Below are 24,744 nucleotides of genomic sequence, written 5' to 3'. Positions count from 1 at the left end.
ATGTCCCGTGTCCTAAGCCGGGAATAGAGAGCTAGCCCTGCCGCGCAGGTCAGGACTGGACATGTCCCGGGGTGGGGGAAGCCGCGGCAGCCTTGCGTCCGAGGAACACGGCGGCGACGCCGGCCACGACGCTCAGCGCCAGAAGGACCCAGCCGGCCACGGTGAGCCCGGAGGCCAGGGCGACCTGACCGCCGTCGAGAGTGTCGGCGGACATCATTTCATCGATCACCGTGTTGCCCCACAGCCGGACCGCAGCAAAAAGCAGCGGCAGCGACCACAGCGCCCAGCGCAGGGATTTCCGTGCCACGTTGGTTCCGATCAGCAGCAGCCAGGTGAAGCCAAAGATCAGCGGGAAGAGCATCCCGGCCGTCTTGTGGACATAGTTCAGCTGGCCCCGGGCATCGGCGTCCATGGCCGCGCGCAATTGCTCCACGAACCCCAGGTCAAAGCCGCCCACCAACGAGTCGGGCATTGCCTGGCCGCCCGACAACTGGGTGAGCTGGTTGAGGGTGAGCAGGTGCAGATACCAGAACAGGAACAGGCTGGCCACGACCCCGGCGATGACAATCAGATTGCTGTTGCTCTGTGCCTTCTGCGGTGTCCGGCTGGTGGTCGGATTGATCACCGGAGGGAGGTGGTGCTGGGGGACCGCCGCGTTGGCGCCGTGCTTTTTGATCCGCTGCGCGGGTGTCTTGGCCATGGCTCCATTATCGCCCGTCCTGCACACCCCTCCGCGCCGCCGTCTACCCGGCCGTCCGCGCCGGCTGTTCACTGCCAACGGGCGCCGATAGTCTGGGATGCGTGACCGAACTAGGAAAACACCGGCTCGGCCGGCACAGCACCGCAGATCTCGACCCCTCACTGGATGACTACCAACTGGCCGAGGCCCTGCTCCGCGAGGCCGGCACGCTGGCGCTGTTGATGCGGCAGGCCGGGCTTGAGGGCAGGCAGAAGACGTCGGTCTCGGACGTGGTCACGGCCGCCGACCACGCTGCCGAATCCTACGTGCTGGAACAGCTTCGGCGCTGCCGGCCCAATGACGCCGTCCTGGGCGAGGAGGGCGCCTCCGTGGCGGGCAGCAGCGGCCGGACCTGGGTCATTGACCCCGTCGACGGGACCTTCAACTTCCTGCACGGATCCACGTACTGGTGCTCGGCCATTGCCCTGAAGGATTCCTCCGGTGCAGGGCTGGGTGCCATCTTCCAGCCAGAGGAGGACAAACTCTGGCTGGGCGGGACGTCCCGGGCGGCGACGCTCAACGGCGAAAAACTGGTCACCTTCCTGCCCGGCGCGTCCGGTGGCACCGGACGCGCCGACACGCCGCTGGCTGATCTCGGCGCGGCAACCTACATCCACCCGACGTGGCTTGCCGATCCGATGTGTGCCATGCCCTGGCATGCGGCAGCGACGTCGGCGGCCGCGCTGCGCATGTTCGGGTCCGGCTCCTGCGACCTCGGCCGGGTCGCTGACGGAGAGCTTGGCTGCTGGTTCCAGCACAGCTGCCCCGAATGGGACTGGCTGCCCGGGAAGGCGATCGTGGAGGCGGCCGGCGGCGCGACCGACGTCGTGCGCGTCAACGGACTCGACTGGTTCATGGCGGGAGGCACGACGGCGGTCCAGCAGCTGCGCGCCGCGCTCAGCTCCGGGGGCTTCGGCTAGCTTCCCGCCTGCCGGACCTCCCGTGGGACATGCTCATTGTTCGCGGCGGGGTCCGGGGGACATGCTCATTTTTCGCTGTCAGGAGTGGGCATAAAGGGAGTATGTCCAGTGGTCACGGGTGGTGGAGGACATGTCAGTTCGGCCGTACCGGGTCGGTGGGTCATGCTCATTGTTAACAACCTCGGCGGTCTTCAGAACAACCCGGCTCTTCTCCATGACAGCTTCCGCGGGGCATGCTCATTCTTCACGGCCAGGACTGGGCACAAGGGGATTATGTCCACTGGGCGCGGTCAGGGGAGGACATGCTCGTTCAGCTGGGCCGTGTCCGCGGGGCATGCTCATTCTTCGCGGCCAGGGGTGGGCACAAGGGGATTATGTCCACTGGGCGCGGGCAGGGGAGGGCATGTCCCGACGGGCGGACACGGCTGTCAGCGCCACCGCCTAGACTTAGATACACCATGGATATGTTGTTTGACCCTTACGCCGACGGACCCTTCCAAGCTGCCTCCAAGGCGGCGGCAGGCACTAAATCGCGCTCCGGGTCCGGCCTGGCGGCCCTGGATTCCGGACCGGATTCCGCACCGCACGGCGGAAGCCCGCACGGCGCCGCCCCGCACGGCGGCAGCCCGCACGGCGGAAGCCCGCTCGGCGGCAGCGCGCACGGCGACGGCCCTGACAGCGGCTGGGACCGCCCGCAGCTTCCGAACGCGGGCGAACTCCTCGAGGGGCTGAACCCCCAGCAGGAAGAAGCGGTCAAGCACGCCGGCAGCGCCCTACTGATTGTCGCCGGCGCCGGGTCGGGCAAGACCCGCGTGCTCAGCAACCGGATCGCCTACCTGATCGCCACCAGGCGGGCGCACCACGGCGAGATCCTGGCCATCACCTTCACCAACAAGGCCGCGGCCGAAATGCGGGAACGGATCGAGGCGCTGGTCGGCGGCCGGGCCAAGACCATGTGGATCTCCACCTTCCACTCCTCCTGCGTCCGGATCCTGCGCCGCGAGGCCAAGAACGTCGGGCTCAACTCCAACTTCTCGATCTACGACTCCGCCGACTCGCTGCGCCTGATCACCCTGGTCGCCAAAAACCTGGACCTTGACCCCAAGCGCTTCGCGCCCAAGGCCATCCAGCACAAGATTTCCGCGCTCAAGAACGAGCTGATCGACGCCGACAGCTATTCCTCGAGCGCCAACTACAACGATCCCTTCGAGCAGGCCGTCGCCGAGGTCTTCAAGGGCTACACCCAGCGCCTGCGCCAGGCCAACGCCATGGACTTCGATGACCTGATCGCCGAGACCGTCTACATGTTCCGGGCCTTCCCGGCGCTCGCCGATTCCTACCGGCGCCGCTTCCGGCACGTCCTCGTGGACGAATACCAGGACACCAACCACGCCCAGTACGCCCTGGTGCGCGAGATCGTCGGCGAAGGCCCCGACGCCGCCGAGCTCACCGTCGTCGGCGATTCAGACCAGTCCATCTACGCCTTCCGCGGCGCGGACATCCGCAACATCGTGGAGTTCGAGAAGGACTACCCGGACGCCCGCACCATCAAGCTCGAGCAGAACTACCGCTCCACCCAGACCATCCTCAGCGCCGCCAACTCGGTGATCTCCCGCAATCCCAACCGGCCGGAGAAACGGCTCTGGACGGCCGAGGGCGACGGCGAGAAGATCGTCGGCTACGTCGGCGAGAACGAACACGACGAGGCCCAGTTCATCGCCAAGGAAATCGACCGGCTCCAGGACGAGGGCAACCTGCGCCCCGGCGACGTCGCCATTTTCTACCGCACCAACGCCCAGTCCCGCTCGATCGAGGACGTCCTGGTCCGCGTCGGCCTGCCCTACAAGGTGGTCGGCGGCACCCGCTTCTACGAGCGCAAGGAGATCAAGGACGCCCTCGCCTACCTGCGCGTCCTGGTCAACCCGGACGACGACGTCAACCTCCGCCGCATCCTCAACGAACCCAAGCGCGGGATCGGGGACCGGGCCGAGGGTGCCGTCGCCGCCCTGGCAGAGCGTGAGCGCACCTCCTTCATGGCCGCCGCGCGGCGCGCCGATGAAGCCCCGGGCATGGCGACGCGTTCGGTCAACGCCGTGCTGGGCTTCGTGAAACTCCTCGACGACCTCGCCGAGGTCGCCTCCGGCTCCGGCGCCGCCGCGGCTCTCGAAGCCGTGCTCGAACAAACCGGCTACCTTGCCGGGCTGCGTTCCAGCACCGACCCACAGGACGAGTCCAGGGTGGAGAACCTCGCCGAACTGGTCGCCGTCGTCCGGGAATACGAACGGGACAACCCCGAAGGCTCGCTCGGAGCCTTCCTGGAGCAGGTCTCCCTCGTGGCTGACGCCGACCAGATCCCGGACGCCCCCGGCGGTGACGCCGAAAACCTGGCGGCCGCCGTCGCCGAAGCCAAGCGGCTCGGCGTCGTGACCCTGATGACACTGCACACCGCGAAGGGCCTGGAATTCCCGGTCGTGTTCCTTACCGGCATGGAGCACGGGCTGTTCCCGCACCAGCGCTCCGCCACCGATCCCAAGGAACTGGCCGAGGAACGCCGGCTGGCCTACGTGGGGCTGACCCGTGCCCGCAAGCGTCTCTACCTGACCAGGTCCGAGGTCCGCAGCATGTGGGGCCAGAGCCAGTACAACCCCGCGAGCCAGTTCATCGAGGAGATCCCGGCCGAGCTCGTCGAGTGGAAGCGCGAAGGCGCCAGCCGCCAGAGCGGAGGCTGGGGGAGCGGTGCCGGGATCGGGTCCAGCCGCTACGGCGGATCGTTCTGGGGTGCCGGGACCGCCCGCGGCGCCGCGGCCAGCCCGTCCGCCGGCTTCAACGCCGATGTTCCCGCCGCGGTGGCCAAGAACAGGGTCCAGCCGCAGAAGGAAGTCGTCGCCGTCAGCGTGGGGGACAAGGTCAACCACACCAGCTTCGGCAACGGCACCGTCCTGGCGGTCGAGGGCGCCGGGGACAAGACGGTCGCCAAGGTCAAGTTCGACGTCGGCGAGAAGCGGCTGCTGCTGCGCTACGCGCCGCTGACCAAGCTGGACGCCTGACTGACCGCGTAGCTGGACGTTTGGCTGAAGACCCGGCGGGAGTCCGGAGACCGTCCGCCGGCACCCCGTGCAGCCGCCGGCACGGGCGTTCGCCGTACATTACGAACGCGGGTCCGGCACGGCCGCGTCGGGCTTCGGAGCGCCGTCAGACACCCCAAAAACCCCGTAATCTAGCGGTTTTTCTACGCTCCATAGAATAGTGTCCTTACTCACATAACCGGTACTCTGGAACGGGCTGGTCCGATCGAAGGACTAGAGTTCCCAAAGGAGCATTGCGCCGTGTGGCTCGTTTCCAAGCTTGTCGCAGGGTGCGTTTATTCCGCAGCCCGGTAACCGCGAGTACGTGGGGTCCGGCTGTACAGAAACTACTTCGACGTAGAAGGACACTAAACCGTGGACCTGTTTGAATATCAGGCGCGCGATATGTTCGAGGCGCACGGTGTACCCGTGCTTGCTGGCATCGTGGCGCACACCCCTGAAGAAGCAAAGGCAGCTGCCGAGAAAATCGGCGGCGTAACTGTCGTAAAGGCGCAGGTCAAGGCCGGAGGCCGCGGCAAGGCCGGCGGCGTCAAGGTCGCGAAGACCGCTGACGAAGCGTTTGAACACTCCACCAACATCCTCGGGATGGACATCAAGGGCCACACCGTGCACCGGGTGATGATCGCCCAGGGTGCAGACATCGCCGAGGAATACTACTTCTCCGTCCTTCTGGACCGGGCCAACCGCAACTACCTCGCCATGTGCTCGGTAGAAGGCGGCATGGAAATCGAGCAGCTCGCCGTTGAGCGCCCCGAGGCCCTGGCCAAGATCTCGATCGACCCGGCCGTGGGCATCGACCAGGCCAAGGCCGACGAAATCGTCGCCGCGGCAGGCTTCGCCGAGGAACTGCGTGGCAAGGTCGCCAGCGTAATCCTGAAGCTCTGGGACGTTTTCAAGAAGGAAGACGCCACTCTTGTGGAGGTCAACCCGCTGGTCCTGACCGGCGCCGGCGACATCGTTGCCCTCGACGGCAAGGTCTCCCTCGACGAGAACGCCGACTTCCGCCACCCCAAGCACGCCCACCTTGAAGACAAGGACGCTGCTGACCCGCTCGAGGCCAAGGCCAAGGCGCAGGACCTCAACTACGTCAAGCTGGACGGCGAAGTCGGCATCATCGGTAACGGTGCCGGCCTGGTCATGTCCACCCTCGACGTCGTTGCTTACGCCGGCGAGAACCACGGCAACGTCAAGCCCGCGAACTTCCTGGACATCGGCGGTGGAGCTTCCGCCGAGGTCATGGCAGCAGGCCTCGACGTCATCCTGGGCGACCCGCAGGTCAAGTCCGTCTTCGTCAACGTCTTCGGCGGCATCACCGCCTGTGACGCCGTCGCCAAGGGCATCGTCGGTGCACTGGCCGAGCTGGGCCACTCCGCGAACAAGCCGCTGGTAGTCCGCCTTGACGGCAACAACGTTGAGGAAGGCCGCCGCATCCTGGCCGAGGCCAACCACCCGCTGGTTACCCTGGCCGCCACCATGGACGAGGGCGCCGACAAGGCTGCCGAGCTCGCCAACGCAGCGAAGTAGAGGGACTCGACTATGTCTATTTATCTGAACAAGGACTCCAAGGTCATCGTCCAGGGCATCACCGGCGGCGAAGGCACCAAGCACACCGCCCTGATGCTCAAAGCCGGCACCAACGTTGTGGGCGGCGTCAACGCCCGCAAGGCCGGCACCACGGTCCTGCACGGCGACAACGAGATCACCGTCTTCGGCACCGTCAAGGAAGCCATGGCAGAGACCGGCGCTGACGTTTCCATCGTCTTCGTGCCGCCGGCCTTCACCAAGGACGCCGTCGTTGAAGCCATCGAGGCCGGAATCGGCCTCGTCGTCGTCATCACCGAAGGCGTGCCCGTCCAGGACTCCGCCGAGTTCTGGGCGCTGGCCCAGTCCAAGGTGGACGCCAACGGCAAGCAGGTCACCCGCATCATCGGACCGAACTGCCCCGGCATCATCACCCCGGGCGAGGCCCTCGTCGGCATCACCCCGGCCAACATCACGGGCAAGGGCCCCATCGGCCTTGTCTCCAAGTCGGGCACCCTGACTTACCAGATGATGTACGAGCTGCGCGACCTCGGCTTCTCCACCGCCATCGGCATCGGCGGCGACCCGGTCATCGGCACCACCCACATCGATGCCCTCGAAGCCTTCGAGGCTGACCCGGAGACCAAGGCGATCGTCATGATCGGCGAAATCGGTGGCGACGCCGAAGAGCGTGCCGCCGACTACATCAAGGCCCACGTCACGAAGCCGGTTGTTGGCTACGTGGCCGGCTTCACCGCTCCGGAAGGCAAGACCATGGGCCACGCAGGCGCCATCGTCTCGGGTTCCGCGGGCACCGCCCAGGCCAAGAAGGAAGCGCTCGAGGCTGCCGGCGTCAAGGTCGGCAAGACGCCGTCCGAGACCGCCAAGCTCCTGCGCGAGGTCTTCGCGACCCTCTAGGTCCGAAGCGCCGAAGCACCAGCACTACAGCAACGCGGGGTCACTCACGGCCCATTCCACTCGGTGGGATGGGCGCGGAGTGACCCCGCGTTGTTTCTTTAAGTACGACGGCGGCAGGCCACCTTCCCCGGGAGGTGACCTGCCGCCGTCGTACTCTTTAAGTCCCTGAGGTCCTAGACCTTGGCCCCGCTGAGGACTTCCTCGAGCTGTTCGTAGGCTTCGGTCATGCCGCCCTCCATTCCGGACTGCGCCATGCCGTCGCGGGCCTCCATGCTGGGGTAGACCGCGTGGCCGCTGAGCCGCGAACGGCCGCCACCCAGGTCCTCGAAGGTCAGGGACTCAATACTCACCACGTCCGGGTAGCCATCGAATTCGAAGGTCTGGATGGCGAAATCATTCTCGCGGACAGTGTGGAAGACGCCGGTAAAGCCATAGGCGCTGCCGTCCGGCGCGGTGTGGGTGTAGCGGTAGCTGCCGCCGGTCCTAAAGTCGTAGTGGTCGACAGCCATAGTCAGCCGCCGTGGGCCAAGCCACTGGGCGACGAGCTCGGGATCCTTGTGCGCCCGGAACACCTCGGACACCGGAAAGTCGAATTCACGCTCGAAATCGATGAACGGCAGACCCTCGGGGACAGTCAATTTCAGTGCGTTGCTCATGATGCATCCTTTGCCTGTGTGCCGCTCTGGGCGGCGCGGATTTCAAGCACGGCGTCAAGGCTGCGGAACTGCCCCTCGCGGACCAGCCGGTACTGGTCGATCCAGGCAGTGAGTGCTTCCAGCCGTGCAGGGTCCAGGTGCACGGGCCGGCGCTGGGCGTCACGGGTCCGCGTGACAAGTTGCGCCTGCTCGAGGACCTGGATGTGTTTCGAGACCGCCTGCTTGGTGATCGCGAAGGGCTCCGCCAGTTCATTGACGGTGGCCGGGCCCCGGCTGAGCCGGGCAATGATGCGGCGGCGGACCGGATCGGCGAGGGCCAGGAAGGCCGCGTCGAGCTCGGCGTCGTCACTCGCTTCCACTCGGTGTCCCACCTCCTCGTCCCGTGGTCAACTGATCAGTAATCAACTTTTTCATTGATCAATCTCTAGGTTGTTAACGCTACGCCGGAGGCAATGTCCGCGCAATACCCAACGCGGGGTCACTGAGGGCCCGTCCTGCGGGGCTGGGATGGGCGCTAAGCGACCCCGCGTTGCTGTGTGCTGTCAGGAATCCTTGCGCACCTCCGAATTACTTTGTTAGTATGTCAGGACAAACTAATGAAGGAGATGCGAGTGCCTCTCGTACGAATTGACGTCAACCAGGGCCGCGGCGCGGAGCAACTCCGCGGACTCAGCCAGGGCATCCACAACGCGATCGTGGCCGAATTTGGCATTCCGGAGCGGGACTACTTCCACGTGCTGACCGAGCATCCCGTGGGGCAAATTGTTGCCCAGGATGCCGGGCTCGGCTTCGAGCGGACGCCGGAGGTGGTGATGATCCAGATCTTCACCCAGGCCGGGCGCAGCCAGTCCGCCAAGCAGTCCCTGTTTGCCGCCATTGCGGACAGGCTGGCCGCCGCGGGGGTCGCCGGCGAGGACGTTTTCATCGGATATGTCGAGAACACCGCCGGGGACTGGTCGTTCGGTTTCGGGCAGGCCCAGTATGTCACCGGCGAACTTGGCGTTCCCGCCAGGTAACCACCGGGGTATTTCCGGCGCCCGCTCAGCCGCTGCGGCGCCGCGCGGGGCGTCATTTGAAGTTCCCGTGTCATGTTGTAAATATGTCAGTACAAACCTTTGACAGTACATGGATTCTAAGGCAAAGTAGTGGTTGTGGCCCGGCTCACGCCAGGCTCAAAGCACCGAATAAGCACCGCAGAAACGCCGAAGCTCAGGCTGCGCAAAGGTATCGAGTCCACACCAGAAAGGTCCACGATCACCGTGACCCACGAACTGCTCACGATCGGGCGCATCAGTGTTGATATCTACCCGAACGACATCGGGGTGGATCTGGAGGATGTCACGTCCTTCGGAAAGTACCTTGGCGGATCCCCATCCAACGTAGCTGTCGCCGCCGCCCGCCATGGCCGCCGCACCGCCGTCATCACCCGCACCGGCGAGGACGCCTTCGGCAAGTACCTGCACCGCGAACTTCGCAAATTCAACGTGGACGACTCCTTCGTCACGGCGGTCAAGGAATGGCCCACCGCCGTCACGTTCTGCGCCATCAAGCCGCCGGAGGACTTCCCGCTCTACTTCTATGGACGCTTCCCCACGGCACCGGACCTGCAGATCAAGGCCGAGGAACTGGACCTGGACGCCATCAGAGACGCCGGGATCTTCTGGTCCACCGTCACCGGACTCTGCCAGGAGCCCAGCCGCACCGCACAGCTCACGGCCCACGAGGCACGGCCCCGCGCCGGGCTCAAGGAAGGCCAGTTCACCATCCTGGACCTCGACTACCGGCCGATGTTCTGGGCTTCCGAGGAGGAAGCCCGGGAACAGGTCGCCAGGATCCTGCCGCACGTCACCGTCGCGATCGGCAACGACAAGGAATGCGCCGTCGCCGTCGGGGAGGGCACCCCGGACGAACAGGCGGACCGGCTGCTCGCGGCCGGCGTCGAAATCGCCGTCGTGAAGCTGGGCCCTGAAGGGGTCATGGCCAAGACCCGCACCGAGCGTGTGGTCTCCGCCCCGGTGCCCGTGGAAACTGTCAACGGCCTCGGTGCCGGCGACTCCTTTGGCGGGGCCTTCTGCCACGGCCTGCTCTCCGGCTGGCCCCTGGCGCAGGTCCTTGATTTCGCCAACGCCGCCGGCGCCCTCGTCGCCTCCCGCCTGTCCTGCGCCGACGCGATGCCGACGCCGGACGAAGTCACCGGCCTGCTCGCCGACCGCGGCCGCTTGCTGCCGGGTACCTACGCCACCGAAGGAGCAGCACTGTGAGTGCAAACCCAGCCGTCGCCACCCGTGCGGTGAACGATGATCCCCGCCGCTACGAGCACCTGAGCATTATCCGGCTCGAAGACCCGGAAGCGATTGCCCGCGCCGCCAAGGCCCGGCGCCGCCACCCCGGTGTCAGGGCCCACCGGCAGAACTTCATTGTCGCCGCCGACCACCCGGCCCGCGGCGCGCTCGCCGTCGGAAACGATCCGGTGGCCATGGCCGACCGCCGCCAGCTCCTGGACCGCCTGCAGATCGCCCTGGCCAACCCGGACGTGGACGGTGTCCTCGCCTCGCCGGACATCATGGACGATCTGCTCCTGCTCGGCGCGCTCGAGGGCAAGCTGCTCTTCGGCTCGATGAACCGTGGCGGACTCTCCGGCCTGGTGAACGAATTCGATGACCGCTTTACCGGCCACACCGCGGCCGCGCTCGAGGCCCTGGGCGCCGACGGCGGCAAGATGCTGACCCGCATCTGCCTCGGCGACCCGGACACCGTCGCCACCCTCGAAGCGACCGCGAGGGCCATCGATTCCCTCGCCGAACGCAGGCTGATCGCCATGGTGGAACCTTTCCTCTCCGTCCGCGAAAACGGGAAGGTCCGCAACGACCTCTCCACCAATGCCGTCATCAAGTCAGTCGCCATCGCCGAAGGCCTCGGCGCGAGCAGCGCCTACACCTGGATGAAGCTCCCCGTGGTGGCCGAGATGGAACGCGTCATGGCGTCCACGACGATGCCCACCGTGCTCCTCGGCGGAGACCCGGACGCTGGCCAGGACGAGGTGTTCGCCAGCTGGCAGACTGCCCTCGCCCTGCCCGGCGTTCAGGGCCTCACCGTCGGCCGGACCCTGCTCTACCCGCAGGACGGCGACGTCGCCGGTGCCGTGGCAACCGCGGCCTCGCTGCTGCACCACACCGAATCCACCCGCACCAAAGAAGTATCGGAGTAGCTTCCCATGGGAATGAGCACGGCATCAGGAACACGCAGAATGACGGTCGCGCAGGCCGTCGTTGAATACCTGTCCAAGCAGTACACCGTTGATTCGGTCGGGGGCCAGGACTTCCGGGAACGCCTGATTCCGGGCACGTTTGGCATCTTCGGCCACGGCAACGTCGCCGGCGTCGGCCAGGCCCTCAAGCAGTACCAGCAGCTCGATCCGACGATCATGCCGTACTACCAGGGCCGCAACGAACAGGCCCAGTCCCACCAGGCGGTCGGCTTCGCCCGCCACACCCGCCGCCGTCAGACCTTCGCGATCAGCACCTCGATCGGTCCGGGCTCCTCGAACCTGCTCACCGGCGCGGCGCTGGCCACCACCAACCGGCTGCCGGTCCTGCTGCTGCCGAGTGACACGTTCGCGACCCGCGCCGCCGACCCCGTGCTGCAGCAGCTCGAACAGCCCTACGCCTACGACATCACCGTCAATGATGCGTTCCGGCCGCTGTCGAAGTTCTTTGACCGCGTCTCCCGGCCCGAGCAGCTGTTTTCCGCGTTCCACCACGGACTCCGTGTCCTCACCGACCCGGCCGAGACCGGTGCCGTCACCCTCTCGCTGCCCCAGGACGTCCAGGCCGAGGCCTTCGACGTGCCCGAGGAATTCCTCGCCGAACGCGAATGGCGGATCCGCCGCCCGGACGCCGACGACGAGGACATCCGCCGGGCCGCCGAGGCGATCCGCGCCGCCAAGCGCCCGCTGATCATCGCCGGCGGCGGCGTGCTCTACGCCTACGCCAACGAGGAACTCGCGAAGTTCGCCGAGCTGACCGGCATCCCGGTCGGCAACACCCAGGCCGGCGTCGGCGTGCTGCCCTGGGACCACAAGTTCTCCCTCGGGGCCATCGGCTCCACCGGCACGACGGCGGCCAACGCCATCGCCGCCGAGGCCGACCTCATCATCGGGATCGGTACCCGTTACGAGGACTTCACCACCGCCTCCCGGACCGCGTTCCAGAACCCGGACGTGAAATTCATCAACATCAACGTCGCCGCCCTCGACGCCTACAAGCACGGCACCTCACTGCCGATCGTGGCCGATGCCCGCAAGGCCCTGGTCAAACTGAACCAGGCCCTCGGCGGCTACCGCATCGGCGCGGACCTCGAGCAGCGGATCGCGGCCGAGAAGGAACGCTGGGACGCCACCGTGGACGAGGCATTCGACACGCGGTTCACGCCGCTGCCGGCGCAGAACGAGATCATTGGCGCCACGAACCGCGCCATGAACGCCCAGGACGTCGTCATCTGCGCCGCCGGCTCCCTCCCCGGTGATCTGCACAAGATGTGGCGCGTCCGGGACCCGTTCGGCTACCACGTCGAATACGCCTACTCCTGCATGGGCTACGAGATCCCGGGCGGCCTCGGGGTCAAGCGCGCCGCCCTGGCCGAAGCCGCCAAGGGCGGCACGCAGCGCGACGTCGTCGTCATGGTGGGGGACGGCTCCTATCTGATGATGCACACCGAACTCGTCACCGCCGTCGCCGAGCGGATCAAGCTGATCGTGGTCCTGATCCAGAACCACGGCTACGCCTCGATCGGTTCGCTTTCCGAGTCCCTCGGATCCCAGCGCTTCGGCACCCAGTACCGGGCGCTGGATGAGGAACACCACAGCTTCGACGACGGCGACCGGCTCCCGGTCGACCTGGCCCTGAACGCCGAAAGCCTCGGCGTGAAGGTGATCCGGATCGAACCGGGGGAGAAGGTCATCGCCGAGCTCGAACAGGCCATCCGCGACGCCAAGGCCGCCCCCGAACGCGGCGGCCCGATCGTCATCCACGTTGAATCCGACCCGCTGCTGGATGCCCCCAGCTCCGAGTCGTGGTGGGACGTTCCGGTCTCCCAGGTCTCCGAGCTCGACTCCACGAAACAGGCTTTCCAGACCTACACCGACCACAAGGCCCGCCAGCGCAAGCTGCTCGGCTGACCCCCCTTCATCACCACGAACAGCCACAGACCAAGGAAGTCCACCACTATGTCAACGACGACCGTCACCACCATCAGCCACTTCATCAACGGCGCCGAAACCGCCGGTGAGGGTACCCGCACCCAGCCCGTCTACAACCCGGCCACCGGCGCCGTCTCCGCAGAGCTGCGGCTGGCCAACCGGGAAGACCTGGACGCCACTGTCGCCGCCGCCCGTGCTGCCGCCGATTCCTGGGGCGACATCTCCCTGGCCAAGCGCACCGCGGTGCTGTTCAAGTTCCGCGAACTCGTCGCTTCCCACGTGGACGAGCTCGCCGAACTGATCACCGCCGAACACGGCAAGGTCCTCTCCGACGCCAAGGGCGAGATCGGCCGCGGACTCGAGGTCATCGAGTTCGCCTGCGGCATCCCGCAACTGCTCAAGGGCGACTACTCGGACCAGGTCTCCACCGGCATCGACGTCTTCTCCTTCCGCGAGCCGCTCGGCGTCGTCGCCGGCATCACCCCGTTCAACTTCCCGGTCATGGTCCCGCTGTGGATGGCCCCGATGGCGATTGCCACGGGCAACGCCTTCATCCTCAAGCCCTCCGAGCGCGACCCCTCCGCCTCCATGCTGCTCGCCAAGCTGTGGAAGCAGGCCGGGCTGCCCGACGGCGTCTTCCAAGTCCTGCACGGCGACAAGGAAACGGTCGACGGCCTCCTGACCCACCCGGACGTGGACGGCATCTCCTTCGTCGGTTCCACCCCGATCGCCCGGTACGTCCACGAGACCGCCACCGCCCACGGCAAGCGCGTCCAGGCACTGGGAGGCGCGAAGAACCACGCGATCATCCTGCCCGACGCCGACCTCGACAACGCCGCCGACCACCTGGCCGCCGCCGCGTTCGGCTCCGCCGGGGAACGCTGCATGGCCATCTCAGTCGCCGTCGCCGTCGGCGACGCGGCCGACCTGCTGGTCAAGAAGGTCGAAGAGCGCGCCCTGGCCGTCAAGGTCAACAACGGCACCGTGCCCGACGCCGAAATGGGCCCGGTCATCACGCCGGCGTCCAAGGAACGCATCGTGAAGATCGTCACCGAAGCCGAAACAGCCGGCGCCGCGATGGTGGTGGACGGCCGCGACCTCGTGGTCCCCGGCCACGAAGACGGGTTCTGGGTCGGCCCCACCGTGATCGACCACGTCACGGCCGGGATGACCGCCTACACCGAGGAAATCTTCGGCCCCGTCCTGGTCGTGGTCCGCGTCGAGGACCTCGACGCCGGCATCGCCCTGATCAACTCCAACCCCTACGGCAACGGCACCGCCATCTTCACCTCTTCCGGCGCCGCGGCCCGGAAGTTCCAGCGCTCCGTCACCGTGGGCATGATCGGCATCAACGTTCCACTGCCCGTCCCTGTGGCCTACCACTCCTTCGGCGGCTGGAAGGCCTCGCTGTTCGGCGACAAGCACATCTACGGCCCCGAAGGCGTCTCCTTCTACACCCGCGGCAAAGTGGTCACCTCCCGGTGGCCCGAACCCACGCACGCCTCCGGAGCCTCCTACAACTTCCCGTCCAACTGACGCGTCGCCCAACCACGATCGACTGCTCCGTACCCGCCGTTTTGAGCGTCCAAAACGGCACCTGCGGAGCAACCGATGAGAAAGAATCGAAATGACTGAGAACAAGCTGATCATCGGGACCGCCCCGGACTCCTGGGGTGTCTGGTTCCCGGATGACCCCCAGCAGACCCCGTGGGAACGCTTCCTCGACGAGGTCGCCGAATCCGGCTACAAGTGGATCGAACTCGGCCCCTACGGCTACCTCCCCACCGATCCGGCCCGTCTCGCCGAAGAGCTCAAGCAGCGCGACCTGAAGATCTCGGCCGGCACCGTGTTCACCGCATTCCACCGCGGGGCCCACCAGTACGACGAAGCCTGGGAGCCGGCCCGCAAGGTCGCCGAACTCACGGCAGCCATGGGAGGCGAACACATCGTGGTCATTCCCGCGATGTGGCGCGACGACGTCACCGGCGAGGCCGTCGAGAGCGGCACGCTGACCGAGAAGGCGTGGAGCGACCTGTTCTCCGGCCACAACCGCATGGGCAAGACCCTCTTGGAGGATTTCGGCCTGAAGCAGCAGTTCCACTCGCACGCCGACTCCCACGTCGGCGCGCAGGCGGACATCGAAACCCTGCTCGCGGCCACGGACTCGAAGTACCTCAACCTCTGCCTGGATACCGGCCACGCCGAATACTGCGGGGCCTCCAGCCTCGACCTGATCAAGAACTATCCGGACCGGATCGGCTACCTGCACCTCAAGCAGATCAACCCGGACATCCTCAAAAAGGTCAACGAGGAAAACATGACGTGGGCCGCCGCCAACCTGGCCGGCGTGATGACCGAGCCGCCGAACGGGCTGCCGGACCTGCGCGCCGTCATCGAAGCCGTGGAGGCGCTCAACAGGCCGATCTTTGGCATTGTGGAACAGGACATGTATCCCGTGGCCTTCGACGTCCCGATGCCGATCGCCAAGCGCACCCGGAACTACCTGCTTTCCTGCGGCTCCCGCACCGCCGTCAACTAGAACTGAGGACAAGATCATGACTAAGACCCTCCGCGTAGCTGTCATCGGCGCCGGCCGTATGGGCGCAGACCACATCCAGCGGCTCAACACCCGCATCCACGGCGCCGAAGTCGCCGCCGTCGTCGACGTCGACCTCGCCCGTGCCCAGGCCGCCATCGAAGGCATCCCCGGTGCCGTCGCCCTCGCCGACGCCGAGGAGGCCCTCAACAACGGCGACGTCAACGCAGTACTGATCGCCACCCCCGGTTTCCTGCACGAGGACATCCTGCTCAAGGCGATCGCCAAGGACATCCCGATCCTCTGCGAGAAGCCGCTCACCCCGGATGCCGAATCCTCCTGGAAGATTGTCTTAGCTGAGCAGGAGCTGGGCCACAAGCGCATCCAGGTCGGCTTCATGCGCCGCTTCGACGCTGAATACGCCGCCCTCGGCAAAATCATCCGCGACTCCGAACTCGGCGAGCTGCTCATGCTGCACCACCAGCACCGGAACCCCACCACCCCGGCGGGCTTCACCAACGAGATGCTGATCAACGACTCCGTGGTCCACGAATTCGACGCCATCCGCTACTTCACCGGCGAGGAAATCACCTCGGTCCAGGTCCGTCTCGGCAAGGCCACACGGAACGCCCCGGCTGGTCAGCACGACCCGCAGCACGTGCTGATCGAGACCGAGTCCGGTGTCCTGGCCGACGTCGAGATCTACGTCAATGCCAAGTTCGGCTACGAGGTGGCCACCCAGGCCTCCTTCGAGGACGGCATCGTCAGCATCGGCGGCGACAAAGGCCCGTACACCCGCAGCAACGGCCATTGGGGCGGCAACGTCACCCCCGGCTTCGAGGAACGCTTTGGGGCGGCATACGACGTCGAAATCCAGTCCTGGGTGGACGCGGCCCTCCGCGATGAGATCGGCGGCCCCACCGCCTGGGACGGCTACGCCACGGCCGGCCGGCGCCTTCTACTGCAAAGAACGCGCCGGCCGGCCGCACGCCCGCCAGATCCACCATGGAGTGTTCACCGTGAAAATCGCCCTAGATCCCACGCCGTTCCACCACAGCCACGGACTCCTCGAGTTCCCGCGCGTGGTGGCCGACCTCGGCTACAAGTACATGCAGATGACCCCGCACGCCGATTTCATCCCCTTTTTCAACCACCCGAAGGCCGACGACGAGCTCGTGGGCAAGCTGAAGGCGGCCTGCAAGGACGCGGGAATCGAAATCGCGTCGGTGCTGCCCGTGCTGCGCTGGTCCGGCCCGGACGAGGACGCGCGCGAGGCGGCCGTCCGCTACTGGAAACGCGCCATCCAGATCACCGTGGACCTGGGCGTTGGCACCATGAACACCGAGTTCAGCGGCCGGCCGGAGAAGGCCGAAGAATCCGAGCGGGCCTTCTACCGCTCCATGGAGGAACTGCTCCCCATCATCGAGCGGGAGGGGATCGACCTGCTGATCGATCCGCACCCGGACGACTTCGTCGAGGAGGGCCTGGCCGCGATCCGGGTGATCCGCGGGCTGAACTCGAAGAATGTTGGCCTGGTCTACGTGGCCTCGCACAGCTTCCACATGAAGAACGCACCGCTGGAGATCATGCGGGCCGCGGGCGACAAGCTGCGCCTGGTCCACGTGGCCGACACGATGGACCACCATGCCTCACACGGCCTGCGCTACATCACCAACCCGCCCGGCAACCCCGTCCGCGTGCACCAGCACCTGAAAATCGGCGACGGCGACGTCAACTGGGACGAGTTCTTCGGCGGCCTGCAGGAGATCGGCTTCCTGGACCGTGACGACACGGTGATGGTCTCCAGTGTCTTCGCCGAGGACGACAACGCCGCGGACGTCTCCCGGTACCAGCTGGAGACCATGAAACAGAGGATCGCGAAGGCGAGCCTATGACGGCGCCCGTCGCCGAGATGACACGGCCCGTCAACCACAAACGGGCCCTCCGGACCGCGACGATCGTCTCCACTTTCGGCGGACTGCTCTTCGGCTACGACACCGGCGTGATCAACGGCGCTTTGCCGTACATGCAGGTGGACCTGGGCCTCACTCCACTGACCGAAGGGCTCGTGACCTCCTCGCTGCTGTTCGGGGCGGCCTTTGGCGCCCTCTTCGGCGGGCGCCTGGCGGACCGCCACGGCCGGCGCAAAATGATCATGGTGCTGGCCGTGGTGTTCCTCGCCGGCACCCTTGCGTGTACCTTCGCGCCGAACACGGAGGCGATGATCCTGGCACGCCTGATCCTCGGCCTGGCCGTGGGCGGGGCCTCGGTGACGGTGCCGGTGTACCTGGCTGAGGTCTCACCGAGTGCCCGGCGCGGACGGATTGTCACCCAAAACGAGCTGATGATCGTCACGGGCCAGCTGCTGGCCTTCATGTTCAACGCCTACCTCGGCAACAGCTTCGGCGAGGCCGGCGGGATCTGGCGCTGGATGCTGGTCATCGCAACCCTGCCGGCGATCGCGCTCTGGATCGGCATGAACTTCATGCCCGAAAGCCCGCGCTGGCTGGCATCGATGGGCAGCTTCGGCGAAACCCTCAGTGTGTTGCAGCGGATCCGCTCCCAGTCCGAGGCCAGGGCTGAATTTGAAGAAGTCAAGGCCATGGCCGTGGAGGACTACAAGGCCAAGATGGGCTCCTGGAAGGACCTCAGTGTTCCGTGGCTCCGGCACATCTTCGTGGTGGGGATCGGGCTCGCGGTCATCCAGCAGATCACGGGCGTCAACTCGATCATGTACTACGGCACGCAGATCCTCGCCGAGTCCGGATTCGGCCGCGAAGCGGCCCTCACGGCCAACATCGCCAACGGGGTCATCTCCGTTCTCGCCACGTTTCTGGGCATCGGGCTGCTGGGCAAAGTGGGACGGCGGAGGATGCTCATCACCGGCCAGCTCGGCACCACGACGGCGCTGTTCCTGATCGGCGTCTTCTCTCTCATCCTCCCCGAGGGCCCCGCCCGGGGCTTCGTGATCCTGGCCCTGACCGTGACATTCCTGGCCTTCCAGCAAGGTGCAATCTCACCGGTCACCTGGCTGATGCTCTCAGAGATCTTCCCGCTGAAGATCCGTGGCCTGGGCATGGGCGCCTCGGCTTTCGTGCTGTGGATCGTGAACTTCCTGGTTGGCTTCGGCTTCCCGCAGCTCCTCGCCGCGATCGGACTGTCCAGCACCTTCTTCGTCTTCGCTGTGCTCGGCGTCGGGGCCATCGCCTTTGCCGCGAAGTACATTCCGGAGACCAAGGACAAGAGCCTGGAGGACCTGGAACACTTCTTCAAACAAGCGGCCGCCAGGGAACCGGTCACCGTCTAGCTCCAGTCAAGAAGGCCCTGCACGCACAAGCCCCGCCCGGGATTCGTCCCCGGCGGGGCTTTCTGCGTCTTTTCTGCGTACTCGCGCGAGGGGGTTGCCGCGCTATGCCGCGGCGTGCAGCCGGGGGAGGGCGTCGACCAGCGGCGCCAGTTCGGGGACTTCCTGGGCCTCGGCCAGCGCCCGCTCCAGCGTGGCGTCGTGGACCGGCCTGCTTTGCTCGAGCAGGGCGATGCCGCTGGGGGTGAGCTCGGTGTAGATTCCGCGGCGGTCATCCGCGCACAGGATCCGGGTCAGCAGCCCGCGGTCCTCGAGCCGGTTGACCAGGCGCGTGGTGGCGCTCGCGCTCAACGCCGTGGCGCGGGCCAGCTGCTGCATCCGCATGTGCCAGCCGTCCTGCCGGCTCAGCGCGTCCAGCACGGTGTACTCCACGACGGAGAGCTGCGCCTCGGCCTGCAAGGACCGCTCCAGCTCGGCCTCGATCAGCCCGTGCAGGGCCGCCAGGGTCCGCCAGCCTTGCGCCCGGACCTCGACGGCGTCGTCCTTGATGCCCATCAGGTGTTTCCCTTCAACTCGCGTGCCCGGCGGGGTGGTGACGGGCACATCAAATAATAGTTGCTTGCGCGCTGTATCTGCTTGTGCAAGAATAAATAACGCGTCTGCAACTACTAGCTTACGCGCCATACCCCATCCCGTACAGCTTTGTAAGGAGCACCTCCATGCCTGTTGGCCTGATAGCCCTCGCCCTCGGCGGGTTCGGCATCGGACTCACCGAGTTCGTCATCATGGGCCTTCTGCCGCAAGTGGCCGCAGACTTCCACGTCTCCGAGGCCACCGCGGGCTGGCTCATCTCCGGCTACGCGCTCGCCGTCGTGGTCGGGGCATTGGGTCTCACCGCCGCCGTGACGCGTTTCGAACGCAAGCCCGTGCTGGCCGTGCTGATGGTGCTGTTCATTGCCGGCAACCTCGTCTCGGCGCTCGCGCCGGATTACTCGGTAATGATGATCGGCCGCATCATTGCCGCGCTCTCGCACGGCGCGTTCTTCGGCATCGGCGCAGTGGTGGCCGCGAGCATGGTGGCGCCCACTAAGAAGGCGGGTGCGATCGCGATCATGTTCACCGGCCTGACGGCTGCGAATGTGCTCGGTGTCCCGTTCGGCACCATGCTGGGCCAGGCCGCGGGCTGGCGCTCCACGTTCTGGGCGATCACCGTGATCGGTGTCCTCGCCCTGGCCGGCATCCTCGCACTCGTGCCGAAAGCCGGCTCCGGCGAGGCGGCCGAAAATTCGGGCGGCCTGCGAGGCGAGCTCCGGGCCTTCCGGTCCGGGCAGGTCTGGCTCTCCATCCTGGTCACCATCCTCGGATACGGCGGCATGTTCGGTGCCTTCACCTACATTGCCTTCACCCTCACCGAGGTCACCGGCTTCTCCGCCACCACGGTCCCGTGGCTGCTGATCCTCTTCGGCGTCGGGCTCTTCATCGGCAACACCGTGGGCGGCAAGGCGGCCGACAAAAATGTGGACCGCACGCTGCTCGTAGTGCTCGCCATCCTGGTGGTAGTGCTCGTGGTCTTCGCCCTGACCGCCGGCAACCAGTCGGTGACCATCGCCTCCATGGTGTTGCTGGGCGGCTTCGGCTTCGCCACCGTTCCCGGGCTGCAGATGCGCGTCATGAAGTACGCCAGCAGCGCTCCCACCCTGGCCTCCGGCGCCAACATCGGAGCTTTCAACGTCGGCAATGCCCTGGGCGCCTGGATGGGCGGCGTCACCATCACCGCCGGCCTCGGCTACACCTCGCCGATCTGGGCCGGCGCCGGGATCACCCTGCTGGGCCTGGCAGTGATGGTATTCGCGGCAGCCGCTGCCAAGAAGCACGACGTCTACCTGCCGGGAACCGGCGGGTCAACCGTTCCCGCTGTTGCCGCCGTTGCCGCGCCGGAAACCAGCGCAGACCTTCCCGTCACCGAGGCTGCAGCCGTTGCCCGCTGACCGCCCGACCACAACAACAACAGGAGACACCATGAACGCAATCCCGGATATCGTCCTCAACAACGGGGTGCGGATGCCCCAGCTGGGATTCGGCGTCTTTCAAATTCCCGACGCCGAGACCACCGAGGCGGTAGCGGCGGCGCTCGACGCCGGCTACCGGAGCATCGACACGGCCGCCATCTATGGAAACGAAACCGGAACCGGCCGCGCGCTCGCCGAGTCCGGGATCGCGCGGGAAGACCTGTTCATCACCTCCAAGCTGTGGATCGACGACCTCGGCTACGAACCAGCCCTGGCGGCTTTCGACGCGAGCCTGGACAAGCTGGGTCTCGACTATCTGGATCTTTACCTGATTCACTGGCCCGCGCCGGCGTCGGACCGGTACGCCGACTCCTGGCTGGCCCTTGAAAAACTCCATGCCGACGGCCGGGTCAGGGCCATCGGCGTGTCCAATTTCGAGCCGGGGCACCTGCAGCGGCTCATCGACCTGGGCGGAACGGTGCCGGCGGTCAACCAGGTGGAGCTGCACCCGGCCCTCCAGCAGCACGACGTGGGCCGGAGGGGCCTGACGGCCTAGCTGCCGAACGGCAGCCGCGCGTCCAGGTCCTGGCCCTCCCAGGTCTGGCGGATCCAGCCGTGGTGCGGGTCATCGCTGATGAGCCACTCGCGGACCGGGCCGGGTCCGGCCATGACGTTGAGGTAATACATGTCGTAGCCGGGGGCGGCCATGGCGGGCCCGTGCCAGCCGTAGGGCACCAGGACGACGTCGCCGGTCCGGACCTCGGCCGCAACGTCGATGGGCCGCTCGTCGGAGGCGTAGACGCGCTGGTAGCCGATGGCGTCGTCGGCGCCCGGGCGTTGCGGGGCCCCGGGCGTCACGCGGGTTTCGAAGTAGTAGATCTCCTCGAGGTTGGTCTCGCCGTCTTTTTCCTCATCGTGCTTGTGCGGGGGATAGGAAGACCAGTTGCCAGCCGGGGTGAGGACCTCGCAGACGATGAAGCGGTCCGCCTCCAGGGCGGCGGGAGTCCCGAAATTGTGGACCTGACGGGAGCAGTTACCCGCACCGCGCAGTTCCACCGGCGTCTCGGCGGCCGTGATGAGGCGGATCGGGTAGGCGGCCTTGGCCGGGGCAGTGGCGACTGCCACGCGTCCGCCGTCGGCCGAGGTGATGGCCACCGCCTTGCCGGCTCCCGTGTAGAGCACGTCGCTGGGGCCGCTGAAGACGCTGGCCCGGCCGGCCAGGGGATAGTCCTGCCCGTCGACGGTCGCCACGAAAGAGCCGTTGAGCGGGATCACGATGCGTTCCTCCGCCGCGGCATCGAGTTCGACGGCGGCGCCGGCTGCCAGCGTGGCAACCTTCAGCCCGGTATGCGCCCAGCCGTCCACCTCCAGTTTGGAGTCGGACGTCCCGATGGAGACGTCCCACGTGTCTTCGGCGGCGGTGCCGAGCGGATAGACCCAGTTGGCCATGGAAGCTGCCCTTTCGTTGTCGCGCCGGAGGCAGGCGCGTGTGTGTGCGGGGTTGGAGCCGGTTGCGCCCGTCGCTGGCGCCTCACCAGAGGCCCAATCGTTGAAGGCCTTGTCGTTGCGCGGCCAGCCCTGAACTGCTGACTCTGGACGCTTACCTCTGGACCAGTGTCATTTCGAAGCTGTAGGAATCCGCCCGGTAGACGTGGTGGCCGGTTTCCACCATGCGCCCGGTGTCGTCCACCGCGGTCCGCTCCATGGTCACCAGGGCGGAGCCGGGGGTGGTCTCGAGCAGCGGCGCCTGGTAGTCGTTGGCGATCATGGCGCCGATCCGCTGTGAGGCCAGGCGGAAGTTCACGCCGCCGTTGCGCAGAATGGCGTAGAGGCCCTGCGCGCCCAGGGAAGCCTCGTCGAGGGCGGTGATGTCATCCCGCACCCAGTTCTCCATCAGGGCCAGCGGCTTGCCGCCCACCTTCCGGAGCCTGGTGAAGTGGTAGACCTTGGCGCCGGCCGGAAGCTGCAGTGCCGTCCGGATCGCGCCGTCCGCCTCCTCATGCGAGAAGCTGAGCACGTCGGTGGTGGGCTTGCTGCCGTTGTTGCTCAGGTCGTCGTAGAGGCTGGAGAGTTCCAGCGGGCGGCGGACCTGGCTGGACACCACCTGGGTGCCGACGCCGCGCTTGCGGACCAGGAGGCCCGAGCGGACCAGCTCGTCCATGGCTTTTCTCATCGTGGGCCGGGACAGGTTCAGCTGGGCGGCCAGGTCGATCTCGTTTTCCAGCCTGCTGCCGGGTTCCAGCAGCCCCGTGTGGATCGCTGCCTCGATGCCCTGCACCACTTGGTGGTACAGCGGCACCGGGGAAGAGCGGTCGATCCGCAGATTCAGTTGATTCGCCACTGGGCATGCTCCCTTGTGCTTCGCGGCGGCCGTTGTGCCGGCCTGTCCGCGTATGTCAGGCTATGTTCGCTTGATAGGACATACTGCCTTTTTCTGATAGTAGCAGGGCTGCCAAGAGGTGCCAAGGGCTGCTGTGACGGGCCTTGTTTGCGGGGGTCGGGCTGTCGGTGCTGGCCCGGCAAGCTCCGCGAATGCGACATTCCGACCCCCCTTCGTTACGTCCAAACATCCTAATGTCAGGACAAACTATTGACAACTGTGATTGGAGTCACCATGATCGGTTGTAGATGGCTCATGGACCGACGCGATGAAGCGGCCGGCGTGGCCCGGAATCAAAGGAGATTGATCGTGACCAAGTTCTCGTGGCGGAAGGCGACCCTCGTGGCGGCCGTTGTACCCATGCTGGCCCTGAGCGCGTGTTCCAGCACCGGCGGCAAGCCCGCAGACTCAGGTAATGCGGCTGGCGGAGGCCAGGCAGCCAGCACCTCCCGCATCAAGGTCGCCCTTATCACGCACGCCGCAGCCGGTGACACCTTCTGGGATATTGTTCGCAAGGGCGCCGAGGAGGCATCGGCAAAGGACAACGTTGAGCTCCTCTATACGTCCGATCCCGAAGCCGGGCGCCAGGCCCAGCTCATTCAGCAGGCCATCGACCAGAAGGTCGACGGCATCGCGGTCACGCTCGCCAAGCCCGAAGCCCTCAAGGACGTCCTGAAGAAGGCCTCCGACGCCGGCATCCCGATTGTGAGCCTCAACGCCGGTGAATCGGTCTCCTCCCAGCTCGGAGCATTCACCCACTTCGGTTCCAACGAGCAGCTCGCCGGTCAGGCCGTGGGCACCAAGCTGGCCGCGGACGGCTACAAACACCCGGTCTGTGTGATTCAGGAACAGGGCCACGTGGGACTTGAAGCACGGTGCGCGGGCGTCAAGGCGAAGGTTCCCGGAACGGAGATCCTTTACGTCGACGGCAAGGATATGACCTCCGTTCAGTCCACCGCGACTGCCAAGCTTCAGGCTTCCAAGGACGCCGACGTCATCATCGGCCTCGGAGCCCCCATCACCCTGACCCTCCTCAAGTCGGTCACTGACGCCGGCAGCTCTGCCAAGGTCGCTAGTTTCGACCTCAACGCGGAGCTCGCCCAGAAGATCGTGGATGGTGCAGTTCTGTTCACCGTGGACCAGCAGCCGTGGCTGCAGGGCTACGGAGCCGTTGACGCCATCTGGCAGAACAAGCGCGGCGGCTTCAAGATCGGCGGCGGCCAGCCTGTGCTGACAGGCCCGGCGGTCATCGACAAATCCAATGCGGCCGATGTCCTGACCTTCGCCCAGCAGGGCGTCCGCTAACAGCCCGCTGGCCGGGCCGGTTCGCGCCGGCCCGGCGGCTAGGAGACTTATCATGACCATCACCCAGACCAAGACAAAGTCGCCGGCGCCCGATGAGCGCGTCGCCAAGCGCAGTCCGCGCCCGATGAGCGCGTCGCCAAGCGCAGTCCGTTCCAGAAGTTGCTCGGACGTCC

The 24,744-nt window shown here is 66.4% G+C and carries 21 protein-coding genes and 1 pseudogene; 16 read left to right on the top strand and 6 right to left on the bottom strand.

Going from position 1 to position 24,744, the window contains the following annotated elements:
• Positions 1 to 49: 49 nt before the first annotated feature.
• A complete protein-coding gene (locus tag AC1DZV_RS13885; RefSeq protein WP_476953927.1) occupies positions 50 to 700 on the bottom strand; it encodes a hypothetical protein in 651 nt (216 codons plus the stop codon).
• A 101-nt stretch (positions 701 to 801) separates the two neighbouring features.
• On the opposite strand from AC1DZV_RS13885, the gene AC1DZV_RS13880 reads away from it, so the two are divergent.
• The 4 genes from AC1DZV_RS13880 to sucD all read left to right on the top strand — a co-directional run bounded on the left by AC1DZV_RS13880 (position 802) and on the right by sucD (position 7,184).
• Positions 802 to 1,659: an inositol monophosphatase family protein gene (locus AC1DZV_RS13880; RefSeq protein WP_476953926.1), complete on the top strand. Its 858-nt coding sequence runs from the start codon at positions 802 to 804 to the stop codon at positions 1,657 to 1,659.
• Between the two features lie 458 nt (positions 1,660 to 2,117).
• Positions 2,118 to 4,706 (top strand): DNA helicase PcrA, encoded by a 2,589-nt coding sequence (gene pcrA, locus AC1DZV_RS13875; RefSeq protein ID WP_476953925.1) that lies wholly within the window; start codon positions 2,118 to 2,120, stop codon positions 4,704 to 4,706.
• Between the two features lie 393 nt (positions 4,707 to 5,099).
• On the top strand, positions 5,100 to 6,269 hold the full coding sequence (gene sucC / locus AC1DZV_RS13870; protein ID WP_018776032.1) for an ADP-forming succinate--CoA ligase subunit beta: 1,170 nt from the start codon (positions 5,100 to 5,102) through the stop codon (positions 6,267 to 6,269).
• 12 nt (positions 6,270 to 6,281) lie between these two features.
• Positions 6,282 to 7,184 (top strand): succinate--CoA ligase subunit alpha, encoded by a 903-nt coding sequence (gene sucD, locus AC1DZV_RS13865; RefSeq protein ID WP_090582639.1) that lies wholly within the window; start codon positions 6,282 to 6,284, stop codon positions 7,182 to 7,184.
• Between the two features lie 173 nt (positions 7,185 to 7,357).
• Here sucD and AC1DZV_RS13860 read toward each other — a convergent pair whose 3' ends face one another.
• Both AC1DZV_RS13860 and AC1DZV_RS13855 read right to left on the bottom strand, forming a co-directional pair.
• Positions 7,358 to 7,840 carry an SRPBCC family protein gene (locus AC1DZV_RS13860; RefSeq protein ID WP_223914266.1) on the bottom strand — a complete coding sequence of 161 codons (483 nt, stop codon included), beginning with the start codon at positions 7,838 to 7,840 and terminating at the stop codon, positions 7,358 to 7,360.
• Positions 7,837 to 8,199, bottom strand: a complete 363-nt coding sequence (locus AC1DZV_RS13855) for an ArsR/SmtB family transcription factor (protein ID WP_476952040.1) — start codon at positions 8,197 to 8,199, stop codon at positions 7,837 to 7,839. Before AC1DZV_RS13855 ends, AC1DZV_RS13860 begins: the two co-directional genes overlap by 4 nt.
• A gap of 252 nt (positions 8,200 to 8,451) precedes the next feature.
• Here AC1DZV_RS13855 and AC1DZV_RS13850 point away from each other — a divergent pair, with 252 nt between their 5' ends.
• From AC1DZV_RS13850 to AC1DZV_RS13810, 9 genes and pseudogenes are all read left to right on the top strand, one after another.
• On the top strand, positions 8,452 to 8,856 hold the full coding sequence (locus AC1DZV_RS13850; RefSeq protein ID WP_476953924.1) for a tautomerase family protein: 405 nt from the start codon (positions 8,452 to 8,454) through the stop codon (positions 8,854 to 8,856).
• A 243-nt stretch (positions 8,857 to 9,099) separates the two neighbouring features.
• Positions 9,100 to 10,101 carry a 5-dehydro-2-deoxygluconokinase gene (gene iolC / locus AC1DZV_RS13845; RefSeq protein ID WP_476952038.1) on the top strand — a complete coding sequence of 334 codons (1,002 nt, stop codon included), beginning with the start codon at positions 9,100 to 9,102 and terminating at the stop codon, positions 10,099 to 10,101.
• Positions 10,098 to 11,048 carry a Cgl0159 family (beta/alpha)8-fold protein gene (locus AC1DZV_RS13840; protein WP_028275600.1) on the top strand — a complete coding sequence of 317 codons (951 nt, stop codon included), beginning with the start codon at positions 10,098 to 10,100 and terminating at the stop codon, positions 11,046 to 11,048. The genes iolC and AC1DZV_RS13840 overlap by 4 nt, the downstream gene beginning before the upstream one ends.
• 39 nt (positions 11,049 to 11,087) lie before the next feature.
• The gene (gene iolD / locus AC1DZV_RS13835) at positions 11,088 to 13,016 is read left to right on the top strand and encodes a 3D-(3,5/4)-trihydroxycyclohexane-1,2-dione acylhydrolase (decyclizing) (RefSeq protein WP_476953923.1); all 1,929 of its coding nucleotides are present in this window, start codon (positions 11,088 to 11,090) and stop codon (positions 13,014 to 13,016) included.
• Between the two features lie 48 nt (positions 13,017 to 13,064).
• Entirely contained in the window at positions 13,065 to 14,573 is a 1,509-nt protein-coding gene (locus AC1DZV_RS13830; RefSeq protein WP_476952036.1) for a CoA-acylating methylmalonate-semialdehyde dehydrogenase, read from the top strand.
• Positions 14,574 to 14,664: 91 nt separating this feature from the next.
• Positions 14,665 to 15,576, top strand: a complete 912-nt coding sequence (locus AC1DZV_RS13825) for a sugar phosphate isomerase/epimerase family protein (protein WP_476952035.1) — start codon at positions 14,665 to 14,667, stop codon at positions 15,574 to 15,576.
• Positions 15,577 to 15,592: 16 nt separating this feature from the next.
• Positions 15,593 to 16,519 (top strand): annotated as a pseudogene (locus tag AC1DZV_RS13820) (Gfo/Idh/MocA family protein); the annotation flags it as partial.
• Positions 16,520 to 16,592: 73 nt separating this feature from the next.
• Complete coding sequence (locus tag AC1DZV_RS13815; protein ID WP_476953922.1) at positions 16,593 to 17,468, top strand: sugar phosphate isomerase/epimerase family protein; 876 nt, start codon at positions 16,593 to 16,595, stop codon at positions 17,466 to 17,468.
• Positions 17,465 to 18,880 (top strand): sugar porter family MFS transporter, encoded by a 1,416-nt coding sequence (locus AC1DZV_RS13810; RefSeq protein WP_476953921.1) that lies wholly within the window; start codon positions 17,465 to 17,467, stop codon positions 18,878 to 18,880. Before AC1DZV_RS13815 ends, AC1DZV_RS13810 begins: the two co-directional genes overlap by 4 nt.
• Before the next feature lie 102 nt (positions 18,881 to 18,982).
• Here AC1DZV_RS13810 and AC1DZV_RS13805 read toward each other — a convergent pair whose 3' ends face one another.
• On the bottom strand, positions 18,983 to 19,432 hold the full coding sequence (locus AC1DZV_RS13805; RefSeq protein WP_223915289.1) for a MarR family winged helix-turn-helix transcriptional regulator: 450 nt from the start codon (positions 19,430 to 19,432) through the stop codon (positions 18,983 to 18,985).
• A gap of 164 nt (positions 19,433 to 19,596) precedes the next feature.
• Here AC1DZV_RS13805 and AC1DZV_RS13800 point away from each other — a divergent pair, with 164 nt between their 5' ends.
• Together AC1DZV_RS13800 and AC1DZV_RS13795 are read left to right on the top strand one after the other, a co-directional pair.
• A complete protein-coding gene (locus tag AC1DZV_RS13800) occupies positions 19,597 to 20,865 on the top strand; it encodes an MFS transporter (RefSeq protein ID WP_476952031.1) in 1,269 nt (422 codons plus the stop codon).
• Between the two features lie 31 nt (positions 20,866 to 20,896).
• A complete protein-coding gene (locus AC1DZV_RS13795) occupies positions 20,897 to 21,442 on the top strand; it encodes an aldo/keto reductase (protein ID WP_476953920.1) in 546 nt (181 codons plus the stop codon).
• On the opposite strand, the gene iolB is transcribed toward AC1DZV_RS13795, so the two are convergent.
• Together iolB and AC1DZV_RS13785 are read right to left on the bottom strand one after the other, a co-directional pair.
• A complete protein-coding gene (iolB, locus tag AC1DZV_RS13790) occupies positions 21,439 to 22,335 on the bottom strand; it encodes a 5-deoxy-glucuronate isomerase (RefSeq protein WP_476953919.1) in 897 nt (298 codons plus the stop codon). The genes AC1DZV_RS13795 and iolB overlap by 4 nt on opposite strands.
• Before the next feature lie 151 nt (positions 22,336 to 22,486).
• On the bottom strand, positions 22,487 to 23,227 hold the full coding sequence (locus AC1DZV_RS13785; RefSeq protein ID WP_243181584.1) for a GntR family transcriptional regulator: 741 nt from the start codon (positions 23,225 to 23,227) through the stop codon (positions 22,487 to 22,489).
• A gap of 348 nt (positions 23,228 to 23,575) precedes the next feature.
• Between AC1DZV_RS13785 and AC1DZV_RS13780 the strand changes: the two genes are divergently transcribed.
• Positions 23,576 to 24,571: a substrate-binding domain-containing protein gene (locus AC1DZV_RS13780; RefSeq protein ID WP_028275612.1), complete on the top strand. Its 996-nt coding sequence runs from the start codon at positions 23,576 to 23,578 to the stop codon at positions 24,569 to 24,571.
• Positions 24,572 to 24,744: the final 173 nt, after the last annotated feature.

This window comes from Arthrobacter sp. P1_D12, from assembly GCF_056406175.1.
Note: the sequence above shows the minus strand (reverse complement) of the source record. Positions and strands in the feature narration are given on the sequence as shown.

Bases quoted from the DNA above. Each gene is read 5' to 3' on its own strand.
- AC1DZV_RS13885 (WP_476953927.1), bottom strand. From the start codon at position 700: ATGGCCAAGACACCCGCGCAGCGGATCAAAAAGCACGGCGCCAACGCG.
- pcrA (WP_476953925.1), top strand. From the start codon at position 2,118: ATGGATATGTTGTTTGACCCTTACGCCGACGGACCCTTCCAAGCTGCC.
- sucD (WP_090582639.1), top strand. From the start codon at position 6,282: ATGTCTATTTATCTGAACAAGGACTCCAAGGTCATCGTCCAGGGCATC.
- AC1DZV_RS13860 (WP_223914266.1), bottom strand. From the start codon at position 7,840: ATGAGCAACGCACTGAAATTGACTGTCCCCGAGGGTCTGCCGTTCATC.
- iolD (WP_476953923.1), top strand. From the start codon at position 11,088: ATGACGGTCGCGCAGGCCGTCGTTGAATACCTGTCCAAGCAGTACACC.
- AC1DZV_RS13830 (WP_476952036.1), top strand. From the start codon at position 13,065: ATGTCAACGACGACCGTCACCACCATCAGCCACTTCATCAACGGCGCC.
- AC1DZV_RS13825 (WP_476952035.1), top strand. From the start codon at position 14,665: ATGACTGAGAACAAGCTGATCATCGGGACCGCCCCGGACTCCTGGGGT.
- AC1DZV_RS13810 (WP_476953921.1), top strand. From the start codon at position 17,465: ATGACGGCGCCCGTCGCCGAGATGACACGGCCCGTCAACCACAAACGG.
- AC1DZV_RS13805 (WP_223915289.1), bottom strand. From the start codon at position 19,432: ATGGGCATCAAGGACGACGCCGTCGAGGTCCGGGCGCAAGGCTGGCGG.
- AC1DZV_RS13800 (WP_476952031.1), top strand. From the start codon at position 19,597: ATGCCTGTTGGCCTGATAGCCCTCGCCCTCGGCGGGTTCGGCATCGGA.
- AC1DZV_RS13795 (WP_476953920.1), top strand. From the start codon at position 20,897: ATGAACGCAATCCCGGATATCGTCCTCAACAACGGGGTGCGGATGCCC.
- iolB (WP_476953919.1), bottom strand. From the start codon at position 22,335: ATGGCCAACTGGGTCTATCCGCTCGGCACCGCCGCCGAAGACACGTGG.